The following is a 13,405-nucleotide window of genomic DNA, read 5'->3' as shown; positions in this document are numbered from 1 at the left end:
GGGGATGCGGGTCAATGAGTGAATTTGTCGTTAAATGCGGTCGCCCATTCATGCTGCCCCTGGCCGGGCGGGGCGGGCCGGCGTGCGACAATCGGCGCAATTTCCTGCTGTCATGCGGTCCCGCGATGTCCATGTCCGTACCTTCCGCCGTCGAGCTGGCCCGGCTCGACGCCCTGCCCGATCCGGGGTTCCTGCTGGTGGAGGCGGTGGTCGAGGGCGATGCCGAGCCGCTGATCCTGTACCGCGAAGGCGAGCAGGTACGGGCGTGGCTCAATGTCTGCCCGCATGCCGGCCGGCCCCTCGACTGGGCGCCGGGGCAGTTCCTGAAGAGTCGTGACGGCCACCTGGTGTGCGCGGTGCATGGCGCCGCGTTCGAGCTGCAGGGCGGGGCCTGCGTGTCCGGGCCATGCAAGGGCGACGCGCTGCGCGCGGTGCCGGTGCGGGTGCAGGACGGCAGGGTGCTGCTGGGCTGATCCCGCCGCCCCCGGCGCGGCTCAGAACATCAGGTTGACCATCGCCACCACGACCAGGGTGTAGATCAGCGACAACGGGCCGCCGACGCGCCACATCTCGCGCGGGGTGTACTTGGCCGGGCCCATCACCATCGAGATCACCGGGTTGGACGCGGTCATCAGGTTGTTGGAGGCCGACAGCGCCACGATCAGCGCGAACGCGGTGGGGTTGCCGCCCGCGGCCAGCGCCAGGTTGACCGCGATCGGCACGGTGACGATGGTGGCGCCGACATGGCTGATCACCAGCGAGAACGCGGTGGTCAGCACCGCCAGCGCCAGTTCCAGCACCCAGATCGGGATCCCGGCCGGCAGCTTGTCGATGGTGTGGCCGGCGACCCAGGCCGCCGCGCCGCTGGAATCCATGGCCCAGCCCAGCGGGATCAGCCCGGCCATCATGAAGATGGTCTTCCAGTTGATCGAGGCGTAGGCCTCGTCCATGCGCAGCACGCCGGTGAGCAGCATGCCGGCCACGCCGGTGAGCAGGGTCAGCGCCACCGGCAGGTGCGAGGTCAGCGCGATGATGATGGTGATGGCGAAGATCGCCATGGCGATCTTGAACTTGTGCGGGCGCTGTTCGCCCTTGGGATAGTCGGTGACCACCACGAAGTCGCGGCTCTCGGCCGCGGCGGCCAGGTCCTGCCAGATGCTGTGGAACACCAGCATGTCGCCGGCGCGCAGCGCCACGTTGCGCACGTCCTCGCGGATCACCTGCTTGTCGCGGTTGATCGCCAGCAGGCTGATGCCGCGTTCCTTGCGCAGCCGCAGCTGGCCGGCGGTCTTGCCGATCAGCTTCGAGGTCGGCGGGACCACCGCCTCGGAGATGCCGGCGCGGCTGGGGTTGAACAGGTCGCCCAGGTTGCGCAGGCGCGAGGACATGCGCAGGAACTGGTTCTGCGCGAAGTCGGCCACCAGCTGGCGCGGGCCCATCGCGCCGATCACGCTGCCGACCCAGATGCGCATGTCCGCCGGCGGTGCCAGGCGGGTGTCGTTGCCGGTCTTGAGCGCCAGCAGCAGCGGCGCCTCGAACAGGCTCTCGACCTCGCTCACGGTCATCCCCACCAGCGGGCTCTCGGCGGTGACCGCCAGCTCGAACACCTCGCCCTCGATGCCGTAGGCCTTGGCGAAGTAGCTCTCGGTGCGCGCCGGGGTCTGGCCCTCGTCATCCGCGCCTTCGTCGCGCGAGAGCTTGCGGTCGCCGAAGAAGCGGAAGTACAGCAGCGCCGCGGCCAGCAGCGCCACGCCGATCGGCAGCGGCGCGAACATGCGCAGCGGCTCGATGGTGGCGGTGCCGGAGGGCAGGTTGTTGTTGGCCGAGATCAGCAGGTCGTTGAGCAGGATCAGCGGCGAGTTGCCGACCATGGTCAGGCCCCCGCCCATCACGATGGCGGCGGTGATCGGCAGCAGCAGCCGCTTGAGGGTCAGCCCGGTATGCGAGGCCAGGCGCGAGGCCACCGGCAGGTACAGCGCCATCACCGACGGGTTCTGCATGAACGACGAATTGAGGCCGGCGGTGGCGCTGGTCAGCAGCAGCAGGCGCTGTTCCAGCCCGTGCGAGCGGCGCAGCAGCCAGCCGGCCAGCCGGTTCAGCGCGCCGGTGCGGTCGAGCCCGGCGCCGAGGATGGTGGTGGCGATGATGCTCATCACCGCGTTGCCCGAGAAGCCGCCGAAGATCTCCTCCGGCGCGATCAGCCCGGTGACGCCCAGCACCACCATCACCACCAGCGCCACCACGTCGGCGCGGATGCGCTCGAACAGGAACATCGCCATGGTGAAGCCGACCAGCCCGAGGACGAGCTTCATGTCGGTCGTCAGCGTGAGGGCGGTATCCATCAGGGGCGGCAGGCGCGCAGGAGGGGGCGGGAAGCACGCGCGGCGGGTGCGGGCGGCGCAACCCCGTGGTCGGCCCCCAGGGCGGGATGGGCCACCGCGCCTGCGATTCCGCACCGGGTGGCGGCAGCGGTATGCCGGGGGCGGGACGAGGGGCCGGCCTTCCGCACCAGGTGCCTGGCGCTGTCCGCGGATGCGCTGGTGCGTGAAGGCAGCATTTCCTTACCCCTCGGTTCCCGTTCCCTGCCGGTCGTACAGCAGATCCCAGACGCCATGGCCGAGCTTCTGGCCGCGGGTCTCGAAATGCGTCTGCGGGCGCCAATCCGGGCGCGGCACGCTGCCGCGCGGGCCGGCGCGGTTGACCAGGCCCGGCGTGGCGTCGAGCACGTCCCACATCTGTTCGGCGTAGTCGGCCCAGTCGGTGGCGCAGTGCAGCCGCCCGCCCGGGCGCAGCTTGCGCACCAGCAGCGCGGCGAACGCCGGCTGCACCAGGCGCCGCTTGTTGTGGCGCTTCTTGTGCCACGGGTCGGGGAAGTAGATGCGCACCTCGTCCAGCGCGCCGTCGGCGATTTCCTTCTCCAGCACTTCCACCGCGTCGTGGTGGTAGAGCCTGACGTTGCCGGCGTTGTCGTCGGCCAGTGCGTTGAGCAGGCGGCCCACGCCCGGGGCGTGCACCTCGATGCCGATGTAGTCCCTGGACGGGTCGAACCCGGCGGCGAAACGCAGTGCGGCACCGTTGCCGAAGCCGATCTCCAGCACCTTGGGCGCGTTGCGGCCGAAGGTGGCATCCAGGTCGCGCGGCTGGCCATTGAAGTCGATGCCGAAACGCGGCCAGCGTTCGTCGAACGCGCGCTGCTGCGCGGGAGTGAAACGGCCCTGGCGCAGCACGAAACTGCGGACCTCGCGGCGGCCTTCGGTCACGGTGAAGGGCTTGGGCGGCGCCTTGGAGCCCGCGCTTTCAAAGGGATTGGTCATCAGCCGATCAACCCGTCCACCGGCGAGGACGCGCTGGCATGGCGTTTGCGCGGGATGCGCCCGGCCAGGAAGGCCTCGCGGCCGGCCTCGACCGCCTTGCGCATGGCGCTGGCCATCAGCACCGGATGGCGCGCGCCGGCGATGGCGGTGTTCATCAGCACGCCGTCGCAGCCCAGCTCCATGGCGATGGCGGCATCCGAGGCGGTGCCGACGCCGGCATCGACGATGATCGGCACCCGCGCGTTCTCGACGATCTCCATCAGGTTGTAGCGGTTCTGGATGCCGAGCCCGGACCCGATCGGCGCGGCCAGCGGCATCACCGCGACGCAGCCGATCTCCTCCAGGCGCTTGCACAGGATCGGGTCGTCGGAGGTGTAGACCATCACCTCGAAGCCGTCCTTGACCAGCTGCTCGGCGGCCTTGAGGGTCTGCACCACGTCCGGGTACAGGGTCTTCTGGTCGCCCAGCACTTCGAGCTTGGTCAGGTTGTGGCCGTCGAGCAGTTCGCGCGCCAGGCGGCAGGTGCGCACCGCGTCCTCGGCGGTGTAGCAGCCGGCGGTGTTGGGCAGGATGGTGTAGCGGTCCGGCGGCAGCACGTCGAGCAGGTTGGGCTCGCCCGGGTTCTGGCCGATGTTGGTGCGGCGGATGGCCACGGTGACGATCTGGGCGCCGGCGGCCTCGGTGGCCAGGCGGGTTTCTTCCAGATCCTTGAACTTGCCGGTCCCGGTCAGCAGCCGGGACGCATAACTCTTGCCGGCGATGACCAGCGGATCGGTGGGGACGTGTGCGTTCATGGGGCGATTATCGCCGATCATGCCAGGCCGCGTGGCGTGGCGTCGTCGCGTAGATGCGGCGCCTGCCGCGCATGGGGCTTTCCCGGTGGGACCGTGTCAAGCGCCACACCTGCGGCGGCGGCAGATCACCCGCCGCCCAGCGCATGCACGATCTCCACCACGTCGCCGGCGTGCAGTTGCCACTGGCCGTGCCGTCCGCGGGGAACGATTTCGCCGTTGACCTCCACCGCCACGCGGCGCTCGGCCAGGCCTTCGGCGGCCAGCAGCGCGGCCAGGGTGAGGGGCGAGGGGAAGGGGCGGGTTTCGCCATTGAGCTGGATGTCCATGCCGTCATTCTGGCCAGCAGGGCCGGAAAATCCCAGCCCATGCGGCAGTGCAGCGTGAGCCGGCCGTGGGGCGGTGAAAAACTACTTCCATGCGGCGGCGTACGCTGTCGCCTTCCTCGTCCGTCAGGAGTCTCCCCATGCGTGTCGTTTCCCGTCCACTCCGCTCCGCGCTCGCCCTGGCACTGGCCGCCGCCGCCGTCCCGGCCATGGCGCAGTCGCCGTTTTCCAGGACCGTGTTCTTCGGCGACAGCCTGACCGACACCGGCTACTTCCGTCCCATCCTGGTGCAGGCCAATCCCAGCGCCTCGGTGGCGGGCCGCTTCACCACCAACCCCGGCTGGGTCTGGTCCGACTACCTGGCCCGTTACTACGGCACCAATGCCCTGCCCAACGGCAACGGGCAGGTGGGCGACAACTACGCCGCCGGCGGCGCCCGCGTGGGCGTGGATGTGCCCAATCCGCTGAGCCCGCTGCTGCCGCCGACACCGTCGCTCAAGACCCAGCTCAACCATTACCTGGCGGCCAACGGCGGCAAGGCCGATGCCAATGCCCTGTACACCGTGTGGGGCGGCGCCAACGACCTGTTCGCGGTGGCCGGCGGCGCACCGGCGCAGGCCACCATCGGCGCGGCGGTCGCCAGCCAGGTGGGCATGGTCGCCACGCTCAAGGCGGCCGGCGCCCAGTACGTGATGGTGCCGAACCTGCCCGACATCGGCCTGACCCCGTCCTCGCGCGCCGGCGGCCCGGTGGCCATGGCGCAGGGCACCGCGCTGGCCAAGGCGTACAACGATGCGCTGTTCGGCGGGCTCAAGCAGGCCGGCCTGCAGGTGATCCCGGTCGACACCTTCAGCATCCTCCAGGAAATCGTCGCCAACCCCGGCGCCTACGGCTTCAGCAACGTGTCCGGCACCGCCTGCCAGCCGCAGATCACCGCGCAGTCGCTGACCTGCACGCCGCTGAACTATGTCAGCCCGAATGCCGCCGACACCTATGTGTTCGCCGATGGCGTGCATCCGACCACCGCCGCCCACAAGATCCTCGGGCAGTACTCGATTTCGGTGCTCGAGGCGCCGCGCCTGCAGCAGGTGCTGACGCACTCGGCGCAGACCACCGGCCGTGCCCGTGCCGACCAGGTCGGCGGTCACCTGGCGGGCCGTCCGGCCGACGGCATGAGCTGGTGGGGCAACGTGCGCGGCGACATGCAGCGCTACGACCATGGCCGGCTGTACGACGGCATGGCGCCGGCCGGCCTGTTCGGCGTCGACTGGGCGCGTGATGGCAAGGTGTTCGGCGGGTTCGCCGGGTACGGCCGCATGGACGCGGACTTCGGCAACCGCATGGGCGATTTCACCCAGTCCGACACCACCCTGGGCGTATTTGCCGGCTGGTATGGCGAGCGCGCCTGGGTCAACGGGCAGGCCAGCTACAGCTGGCTGGGTTACGACGTCACCCGCAAGGTGCAGCTCGGCCCGGCCACCCGCGAGCACAAGGGATCGCCCGATGGCAGCAACCTGACCGCCGCGCTCAACGCCGGCTACGAGTTCGGCCAGCAGGGCGGCTTCCGCCACGGTCCGGTGGCGGGCGTGGTGTGGCAGAAGGTCAAGCTGGACGGGTACCTGGAGAGCAATCCCGGCGCGACTGCGCTGGGCTACGGCAACCAGGACGTGGACTCCACCGTTGGCCGCCTCGGCTGGCAGGCGCGCTTCGACGGTGGCAGCGTCCGTCCCTACGTGCAGGTCACCTACGACCACGAGTTCGAGGACGGCGGCAAGCAGGCCAGCGCCTGGCTGCAGACCATGGCCGACGTCGGCGCCTACAGGGTTCCCGGGTTGCAGTTCGACCGCAACTACGCCACCGCCGTGCTGGGCGCGCGGATGAGCCTGTGGGGGCTGCAGAGCAACATCGGCCTGAGCGCCACCACCGCGCAGAAGTCGGCGCGCGACGCCACCCTGTTCGCCACGTTCAGCGGCGGGTTCTGAGCCGGACGTGGGCGGCTGTGGACGGTGCCGTGTCGCGGCGCCGTCCCTGCCCGGGGCTCCCGTCGAGGTAACGCGCTGCACGTTGGCATTGCGCGGCAGGCCCCGCTCCACATAGACTGCGCATCGCCGCGCGGGTGTAGCTCAATGGTAGAGCAGAAGCTTCCCAAGCTTACGACGAGGGTTCGATTCCCTTCACCCGCTCCATCTTCCAGGTGCCGCGCAGGCACCGAGGCGCCAGCCCAGGGCAGGGCGTGATGTGCCCGGCCTGACTTCCAGGCCCCGCGATGAAGCTCGCCATCCTCTCCCGCAACAGCAAGCTCTACTCGACCCGGCGCCTGGTCGAGGCCGCGCGCGCGCGTGGCCACACCGTGCGCATCCTCGACCCGCTGCGCTGCTACATGCGCATCAACGCGGGTGATTTCAGCATGCACTACAAGGGCCGGCCGCTGTCCGGCTTCGACGCGGTGATTCCGCGCATCGGTGCCTCCATCACCCGCTACGGCACCGCGGTGCTGCGCCAGTTCGAGATGATGGGCACGCGCACGCCCAACCCCTCCGACGCGATCCTGCGCGCGCGCGACAAACTGCGTGCGCACCAGCTGCTGGCCGCCAAGGGCATCGACATGCCGGTGACGGTGTTCGGCGACAACCCGGACGACACCCATGACCTGCTGTCCATGCTGGGGCCGCCGCCGCACGTGGTGAAGCTCAGCGAGGGCACCCAGGGGCGCGGGGTGATCCTCACCGAGAAGCTCAGTGCGTCCAAGGGCACGGTCGAGGCGCTGCGCGGCCTGTATGCCAATTTCCTGGTGCAGGAGTTCATTGCCGAGGCCCAGGGCGCGGACCTGCGTTGCCTGGTGGTGGGCGACCAGGTGGTCGCGACCATGCGCCGGCAGGCCCAGGACGGCGACTTCCGCTCCAACCTGCATGCCGGCGGCAGCGCCGGCCCGGCGGTCTGCAGCCGGGCCGAGCAGCAGGTGGCGGTGCGCTCGGCCAAGGCCCTGGGGCTGGGTATCGCCGGGGTGGACATGATCCGCTCCCGGCGCGGGCCGCTGGTGCTCGAAGTCAACTCCACGCCCGGGCTGGAGGGCATCGAGAGCGTTTCCGGCGGGGATGTCGCCGGGCGGATGATCGACTACGTGGTCAACCTCAGGCGCTGAGCCCGGATTCCGAATTGCTTGCACCGTTTTAACGGGTCTTTAATTCCCCCGGCCCTACGCTGGCCCTACTGTGACCAGCCCTCCTCAGCGGGTCCGGTGATCGGGAATCTTCAGGCCCTGGCGGTGCTCGCCGGGGCCTTGTTTTTTGACTTGTTGCCGTCGGTGAGGCGCGCTACAGTCGACCGAATTACCAGACAGGAGGTTGGGGTATGAATCGGATGCTGTTTTTGGCTGCCTTGCTCGTGTTCCCTGCGATGTCCGCAATGGCCACGCCCGTGGCGGAAAAGCCGTTGATGGAGGGGAAGCCCTATGCCGAGCAGCGCCTGCGCATCATGAGCGACCTGCAGGGAGGCGAGGTATACAGTGAGATCAGCGCGGAGAACCGTGCCCGCGTGGTCGACGCGCTCGGCCGCATCGATGCCCTGCTGGGAACGGGTGGGCATGCCAATCTTCCCGAGAAGGACAAGATCGCGGTTTTCAACGATCAGGATCTGGTCAATACCCTGCTGACCCAGGCGCGTGAGGACAGTCGCCTTGTCTGCCGCCGCGAACGCCCGGTTGGCAGCAACCGGCCACAGAACATCTGCATCACGGTCGCGGCCCGTCGGCAGGCGCGCGAGAACGGGGCTGATGCCCTGCGCGACCTGCGGATTTCGACGCAGAAGGTCGAAAACCCGTGACCTAAGGTCTGTCTTGCCCGGCAGTTTGATAGCCGGGCAACGGCAGGCGGCATGGTTGTTGCCGGCGTGCCAGCGCCACGCCCTTTCCGTGCGCTGAACGGTTTTAATGAAGCTGGAGCCACGGGCCGGGTATGCTCTGCTCTTCGGTAAATGACTGAGGTTCCCAGTGCGCATTCTCGTAATCGAAGACAACAGCGACATCGCGGCCAACCTCGGGGACTACCTCGAGGACCGCGGGCATACGGTGGATTTCGCGGCCGACGGCGTCACCGGCCTGCACCTGGCGGTCGTGCACGATTTCGATGCGATCGTGCTCGATCTGAACCTGCCGGGCATGGACGGCATCGAGGTCTGCCGCAAGCTGCGAAACGACGCGCGCAAGCAGACCCCGGTGCTGATGCTCACCGCGCGCGATTCGCTGGACAACAAGCTGGCCGGGTTCGACTCCGGTGCCGACGACTACCTGATCAAGCCGTTCGCGCTGCAGGAAGTCGAGGTGCGGCTCAACGCGCTGTCGCGCCGCGGCAAGGGCGGGCACACCCGGGTGCTGGAAACCGGCGACCTGGAGTACAACCTGGACACGCTGGAAGTGCGCCGCCAGGGCAAGCTGCTGCAGCTCAACCCGACCGCGCTGAAGATCCTGCAGGCGCTGATGGAAGCCTCGCCGGCCGTGGTCACCCGGCAGGAGCTGGAAACCCGGGTGTGGGGCGAGGAACTGCCCGATTCGGATTCGCTGCGCGTGCACATCCACGGCCTGCGTGCGGTGGTGGACAAGCCGTTCAACGCGCCGATGATCCAGACCCGTCACGGCATTGGATACCGGATCGCCGCACCCGATGCCTGAAAATGCGTCGCCTGCGGTCGTCCGCAAGCAGGGGCGGTATCGCCGCCGCCTGCGCAGCCGCATCATCGTCTCATTCGTGCTGCTGGGCTTCTGCCTGACGGCATTGTTCGCCTTCGCCACCAACTGGGCGCGCACCCGGGTGGAGAACCAGCTGGTCGAAGACGTGATGAACCGCAACCTGGATGCATCCTGGCAGAGCTATATCCAGAGCGGTGGCCGGGACGTGGTGGCACCGGTGCAGCAGATGCGCGCTTTCCTGTATCGCCCGGACAAACTGGAGGGGCTGCGTCGCGATTACCCCGAGTGGGAGCACCTGCAGGACGGCATCCACAATTTCAGTGGTGAGGATGCCGATGGCAAGGCGTTCTCCTACAAGGTCGGAGTGCGCAAGACGCCCGACGCCTGGTTCTTCGTCGCCTACGACATGAGCCAGTCCGTGCGTGGCGAGCAGCAGCTCAAACGCGCGCTTTTCCTTTCGGTGCTGGTGTTCAGCCTGCTGTCCTGGGTGCTGGGGTGGTGGTCGGCTTCGCGGGTGATGCGGCCGGTGTCCGATCTCGCCGCGCGCCTGCAGGCCTATCGTGGCGGCAGCAGCCATCCCGAGCCACTCGCGCCGCGTTTTACCGACGACGAAGTGGGGCAGCTGGCCGAGGCATTGGACCACTATTCGACGCGGCTGACCGAAGTCGTGCAGCGCGACCGCGAGTTCAACGCGGACGTGAGCCATGAGCTGCGCACGCCGCTGGCGGTGATCCGTGGCGCGACGGAGCTGCTGCTGGCGCGCCCGGGTCTGGACGAAAAAATGCTGCAGCGGCTGCAGCGCATCCAGCGCGCCGAGCAGCAGTGCAGCGACCTGATCGGCTCGCTGCTGCTGCTGTCGCGCAACGAGCGCGGGCAGGGCAGCAGCAATGTCGCCAAGGTCGCCGAACAGCTGCTTGAGGCGCACCGCGCCCAGCTTGGCGGCAAGCCGCTGGAGCTGATACTGGAGGGCGGTCGTGAGCTGGTCGTCGACGCGCCGGAAGCGGCGCTGTCGGTGGCGCTGGGCAACCTGATCGGCAATGCGGTGAAGTACACGCAGGAAGGCCAGGTCCGGGTCCGGGTGCTGGATGACGCGGTCGAAGTGATCGACACCGGCCCCGGGTTGAGCGAAAAGGATGCCGCGAGCCTGTTCCAGCGTGGCTACCGCGGTACCCACGCCGGCCATTCGCAGGGCGGTGGCATCGGCCTGTCCATCGTCAGCCGGCTGTGTGCGCTGTACGGCTGGCAGGTCAGCATCCGGCCGGGCGCCGAGCGCGGTGTGGTCGGCCGGCTGATTTTCGCCCCGGCGGGCTGACCGCCGCGGTGGCGGTGGGCGCTGGACGCGTCAGGGCGGCGTATTGCCGGCAGCCAGGCCCCGGTACAGGCGATCCAGTGCTTCCACCTGCGGCTGCAGGTGCTCCGGGTGCCCGTCATTGACGATCACGTCGTCGGCCAGCGCCAGCCGCTGCGCGCGGCTGGCCTGTGCCTGGATCATGCGTGTCGCCAGAGCGGCATCGATGCTGTCGCGTTGGAGCAGGCGGGCGTGGCGCACCGGCTCGGCGGCGTCGACCACCACGATACGGTCCAGCCAGGGATAGGCTGCGCGACCGCCGGCTTCAGCCAACAGCGGCACGGCGGCGATGGCATAGGGGCTGTCGGCGGCCTCGCAGATTTCTCGCACGCGGGCGCGGATGGCCGGGTGGGTGATGGCTTCCAGTGCCCGGCGTTCGGCGTCGTTGCCGAACACATGCTCGCGCAGCCGCGCCCGGTCGAGGGTGCCGTCGGCCAGCAGCATCGCGTTGCCGAAGCGGCGGCTGATCTGCTCCAGCGCGGGGCTGCCCGGCGCCACCACTTCGCGTGCGGCGACGTCCGCGTCGGCCACGACGATGCCCAGTGCCTCGAAGCGCCGGGTGACCTCGCTTTTGCCCGAGGCGATGCCGCCGGTAAGCCCGACGATGAACCTGCTCATGGGCAGGCGCCGCCCATGGCAATGGAGTGACCGGCAGCGCCGGCCGGCGTCACGCCAGGCCGGCCCACTGGCGGTAGGCCGCGATCATCGGCTCGCCCCACATGAAGACCAGCCAGCCGGCGATGGCCAGGTAGGGGCCGAAGGGAATGGGCGTTGCGCGGTCGCGGCCGCGCGCGTACAGCCAGATCGAGCCGATGATGGCGCCCACCAGCGAGGACAGCAGGATGATCGGCAGGATGCCCTTCAGCCCGCACCAGGCGCCCAGCGCCGCCAGCAACTTGAAATCGCCGTGGCCCATGCCTTCCTTGCCGGTGATCTGCTTGAACAGCCACCACACCGTCCACAGCGACAGGTAGCCCACCGCCGCGCCTATCAGTGCCGGCTTGGCGGGCATGTAGAGGTTGTCCATGCTGCCTATCAGGCCCAGCCACATCAGCGGCAGGGTCAACTGGTCGGGCAGCAGCTGGGTGCGCAGGTCGATGCCCGACAGCGCGATCAGGAAACAGGTCAGCACGATCGCGCCGAAACCCTGCCAGCCGAAACCGAACTGCCACACGCTGGCCAGCACCAGCACCGCCGTCAACAGCTCCACCAGCGGGTACTGGATGGAGATCGGTGCCTGGCAATGGCGGCAGCGCCCGCGCTGGATCAGCCAGCTGAACAGCGGGATGTTCTCGTACCAGCTCAGCTTCTGCTTGCAGTGCGGGCAGTGCGAGGGCTCCACCACCACGCCGGGAGGCGGCGGCTCGTAGATGTCCGGTTCGCCCAGGATCTCCCGCGCGTCGCGCCTCCACTGCCATTCCATGCGCCTGGGCAGGCGCAGGATCACCACGTTCAGGAAGCTGCCGATCAGCAACCCCAGTCCGGCAGCGGCAGGGTAGCCGATGCCGGGATGCTGGTCGAGAAATGCCATGGGTCAATTATCCAACTACGGAGGCGAGCTTGAAGATCGGCAGGTACATGCCGATGACCATGCCGCCAACGATGACGCCGATGAACACCATGATCATCGGTTCAATCAGGCTGCTCAAGGCATCCACGGCGTTGTTCACTTCCTGCTCGAAATACTCGGCCACCTTGAACAGCATGGTGTCCAGCGCACCGGCTTCTTCGCCGATGGCGGTCATCTGGATCACCATGTGCGGGAACACGTTGACCTGCTTCATCGCCATGTTCACCGGGTAGCCCACCGCCACGTCGTCGCGCATGTGCAGGACGGCTTCCTCATAGACCTTGTTGCCGGTGGCGCCGGCGACGATGCCCAGCGCCTCGACCAGCGGGACGCCGGCCCGGAAGGTCACGCCCGTCGTACGGGAGAAGCGGGCGATGGCGCTGTTGTGCATGATCTGGCCGATCACCGGCACCTTGAGGACCAGCCGGTCCATGGTGTGCTGCATCCTGGACGAGCGTTTGAGGGCAAAAATGAAGCCCACGATGGCGCCCACGGTTACCAGCAATATCAGCCACCACCAGCCGACCAAGAAGCGCGAGGCGGCCACGATCATCTGCGTGAATAGCGGCAGGTCGGCACCGAAGCTGCTGAACACTTCCTCGAACTGCGGCACGACGAAGACCAGCAGGATCGCACTGACCAGCAGCGCCACGGCAATGGTCATCGCCGGGTAGAACAGCGCCTTCTTGATCTTGCCCTTCAGCGACTCGATGTTTTCCTGGTAGTTGGCGATGGTCTCCAGCACGGTTTCCAGCACGCCGGCGCCTTCGCCGGCGCGTACCAGATTGCGGTAAAGCTCGTCGAACTGCACCGGATGCTTGCTGATGGCCTCGTACAGGGAAGAGCCGCCTTCCAGGTCGGCGCGGATCTGCCCGACCAGCTTGGCCATGCGCGGGTTCTTGTGGCCGCTGCCGATGATCTCCAGCGAGGTGACGATGGGTACGCCGGACTTCATCATCGTCGCCATCTGGCGGCTGAAGAAGGCGATGTCCTTGGGCTTGATGGGCTTGCCGGACGCGCCGAACAGGGGTTTGGGCTTGGGCTTCACCACTGTGGGGGTGATGCCCTGCCTGCGCAGTTCTGCGCGCAGCATGTTGGCGTTGCGGGCGTCCTGCTCGCCCTTCATCCTGGCCCCGCGTTTGTCCGTCCCCTCCCAGACAAACGGTTGCATCTGGCTGGTGTTGCGATCCACCGGCGTCTTGTTCACTGCGCTACGGGTAGCCGACATCGTTCTTCTCCCCGTCCGGCCACTCCCCGGGCCGGACAACCCCTGCATGGTAGCGGGTCCGCCCGGGCGTGGCATCCTGCCTGTCGGCAAGCGTGGCCGCCATCACGCTCCCGAGGGGAAGCGGGATGGCATCCGCAATGACCC

Annotated in this window: 13 protein-coding genes and 1 tRNA gene; 7 read left to right on the top strand and 7 right to left on the bottom strand. The window is 68.3% G+C overall.

Annotation, left to right across the window (positions count from 1 at the left end):
• Positions 1 to 131: 131 nt before the first annotated feature.
• Positions 132 to 473: a Rieske (2Fe-2S) protein gene (locus ACJ7VY_RS12495; protein WP_293764231.1), complete on the top strand. Its 342-nt coding sequence runs from the start codon at positions 132 to 134 to the stop codon at positions 471 to 473.
• A 21-nt stretch (positions 474 to 494) separates the two neighbouring features.
• On the opposite strand, the gene ACJ7VY_RS12490 is transcribed toward ACJ7VY_RS12495, so the two are convergent.
• The 4 genes from ACJ7VY_RS12490 to thiS form a co-directional block, all read right to left on the bottom strand.
• Positions 495 to 2,342, bottom strand: a complete 1,848-nt coding sequence (locus tag ACJ7VY_RS12490; RefSeq protein WP_409475737.1) for an SLC13 family permease — start codon at positions 2,340 to 2,342, stop codon at positions 495 to 497.
• Positions 2,343 to 2,561: 219 nt separating this feature from the next.
• Entirely contained in the window at positions 2,562 to 3,314 is a 753-nt protein-coding gene (gene trmB, locus ACJ7VY_RS12485; RefSeq protein WP_161613323.1) for a tRNA (guanosine(46)-N7)-methyltransferase TrmB, read from the bottom strand.
• Positions 3,314 to 4,108, bottom strand: coding sequence for a thiazole synthase (locus ACJ7VY_RS12480; protein WP_313232573.1), 795 nt, complete (start codon positions 4,106 to 4,108; stop codon positions 3,314 to 3,316). Before ACJ7VY_RS12480 ends, trmB begins: the two co-directional genes overlap by 1 nt.
• A gap of 125 nt (positions 4,109 to 4,233) precedes the next feature.
• Positions 4,234 to 4,434 carry a sulfur carrier protein ThiS gene (gene thiS, locus ACJ7VY_RS12475; RefSeq protein ID WP_104939420.1) on the bottom strand — a complete coding sequence of 67 codons (201 nt, stop codon included), beginning with the start codon at positions 4,432 to 4,434 and terminating at the stop codon, positions 4,234 to 4,236.
• A 137-nt stretch (positions 4,435 to 4,571) separates the two neighbouring features.
• On the opposite strand from thiS, the gene ACJ7VY_RS12470 reads away from it, so the two are divergent.
• The 6 genes from ACJ7VY_RS12470 to ACJ7VY_RS12445 all read left to right on the top strand — a co-directional run bounded on the left by ACJ7VY_RS12470 (position 4,572) and on the right by ACJ7VY_RS12445 (position 10,427).
• Positions 4,572 to 6,413 (top strand): autotransporter domain-containing protein, encoded by a 1,842-nt coding sequence (locus ACJ7VY_RS12470; RefSeq protein ID WP_240212231.1) that lies wholly within the window; start codon positions 4,572 to 4,574, stop codon positions 6,411 to 6,413.
• Between the two features lie 130 nt (positions 6,414 to 6,543).
• Positions 6,544 to 6,617, top strand: a tRNA-Gly gene (locus tag ACJ7VY_RS12465).
• Between the two features lie 80 nt (positions 6,618 to 6,697).
• Positions 6,698 to 7,573: a 30S ribosomal protein S6--L-glutamate ligase gene (rimK, locus tag ACJ7VY_RS12460; protein WP_161613382.1), complete on the top strand. Its 876-nt coding sequence runs from the start codon at positions 6,698 to 6,700 to the stop codon at positions 7,571 to 7,573.
• A 209-nt stretch (positions 7,574 to 7,782) separates the two neighbouring features.
• Positions 7,783 to 8,253: a hypothetical protein gene (locus ACJ7VY_RS12455; protein WP_313247631.1), complete on the top strand. Its 471-nt coding sequence runs from the start codon at positions 7,783 to 7,785 to the stop codon at positions 8,251 to 8,253.
• Positions 8,254 to 8,419: 166 nt separating this feature from the next.
• A complete protein-coding gene (locus ACJ7VY_RS12450) occupies positions 8,420 to 9,097 on the top strand; it encodes a response regulator transcription factor (protein WP_054667261.1) in 678 nt (225 codons plus the stop codon).
• Positions 9,090 to 10,427, top strand: a complete 1,338-nt coding sequence (locus ACJ7VY_RS12445) for a sensor histidine kinase (RefSeq protein WP_409475736.1) — start codon at positions 9,090 to 9,092, stop codon at positions 10,425 to 10,427. The genes ACJ7VY_RS12450 and ACJ7VY_RS12445 overlap by 8 nt, the downstream gene beginning before the upstream one ends.
• A gap of 30 nt (positions 10,428 to 10,457) precedes the next feature.
• Here ACJ7VY_RS12445 and coaE read toward each other — a convergent pair whose 3' ends face one another.
• The 3 genes from coaE to ACJ7VY_RS12430 are packed head-to-tail and all read right to left on the bottom strand — an operon-like array spanning position 10,458 to position 13,261.
• The gene (gene coaE, locus ACJ7VY_RS12440) at positions 10,458 to 11,081 is read right to left on the bottom strand and encodes a dephospho-CoA kinase (protein WP_409475735.1); all 624 of its coding nucleotides are present in this window, start codon (positions 11,079 to 11,081) and stop codon (positions 10,458 to 10,460) included.
• Positions 11,082 to 11,130: 49 nt separating this feature from the next.
• Positions 11,131 to 11,994, bottom strand: coding sequence for a prepilin peptidase (locus ACJ7VY_RS12435; RefSeq protein ID WP_409475734.1), 864 nt, complete (start codon positions 11,992 to 11,994; stop codon positions 11,131 to 11,133).
• Positions 11,995 to 12,001: 7 nt separating this feature from the next.
• The gene (locus ACJ7VY_RS12430; RefSeq protein ID WP_409475733.1) at positions 12,002 to 13,261 is read right to left on the bottom strand and encodes a type II secretion system F family protein; all 1,260 of its coding nucleotides are present in this window, start codon (positions 13,259 to 13,261) and stop codon (positions 12,002 to 12,004) included.
• Positions 13,262 to 13,405 lie beyond the last annotated feature (144 nt).

This window comes from Stenotrophomonas sp. Y-13, from assembly GCF_046267925.1.
GTDB classification, from domain to species: domain Bacteria; phylum Pseudomonadota; class Gammaproteobacteria; order Xanthomonadales; family Xanthomonadaceae; genus Stenotrophomonas; species Stenotrophomonas acidaminiphila_A.
This window is presented reverse-complemented; position numbering and strand designations above follow the sequence as displayed.

Excerpts from the sequence above, each read along its gene's own strand:
- ACJ7VY_RS12495 (WP_293764231.1), top strand. The coding sequence starts at position 132 with ATGTCCGTACCTTCCGCCGTCGAGCTGGCCCGGCTCGACGCCCTGCCC.
- ACJ7VY_RS12490 (WP_409475737.1), bottom strand. The coding sequence starts at position 2,342 with ATGGATACCGCCCTCACGCTGACGACCGACATGAAGCTCGTCCTCGGG.
- trmB (WP_161613323.1), bottom strand. The coding sequence starts at position 3,314 with ATGACCAATCCCTTTGAAAGCGCGGGCTCCAAGGCGCCGCCCAAGCCC.
- ACJ7VY_RS12480 (WP_313232573.1), bottom strand. The coding sequence starts at position 4,108 with ATGAACGCACACGTCCCCACCGATCCGCTGGTCATCGCCGGCAAGAGT.
- thiS (WP_104939420.1), bottom strand. The coding sequence starts at position 4,434 with ATGGACATCCAGCTCAATGGCGAAACCCGCCCCTTCCCCTCGCCCCTC.
- ACJ7VY_RS12470 (WP_240212231.1), top strand. The coding sequence starts at position 4,572 with ATGCGTGTCGTTTCCCGTCCACTCCGCTCCGCGCTCGCCCTGGCACTG.
- rimK (WP_161613382.1), top strand. The coding sequence starts at position 6,698 with ATGAAGCTCGCCATCCTCTCCCGCAACAGCAAGCTCTACTCGACCCGG.
- ACJ7VY_RS12455 (WP_313247631.1), top strand. The coding sequence starts at position 7,783 with ATGAATCGGATGCTGTTTTTGGCTGCCTTGCTCGTGTTCCCTGCGATG.
- ACJ7VY_RS12445 (WP_409475736.1), top strand. The coding sequence starts at position 9,090 with ATGCCTGAAAATGCGTCGCCTGCGGTCGTCCGCAAGCAGGGGCGGTAT.
- coaE (WP_409475735.1), bottom strand. The coding sequence starts at position 11,081 with ATGAGCAGGTTCATCGTCGGGCTTACCGGCGGCATCGCCTCGGGCAAA.
- ACJ7VY_RS12435 (WP_409475734.1), bottom strand. The coding sequence starts at position 11,994 with ATGGCATTTCTCGACCAGCATCCCGGCATCGGCTACCCTGCCGCTGCC.
- ACJ7VY_RS12430 (WP_409475733.1), bottom strand. The coding sequence starts at position 13,261 with ATGTCGGCTACCCGTAGCGCAGTGAACAAGACGCCGGTGGATCGCAAC.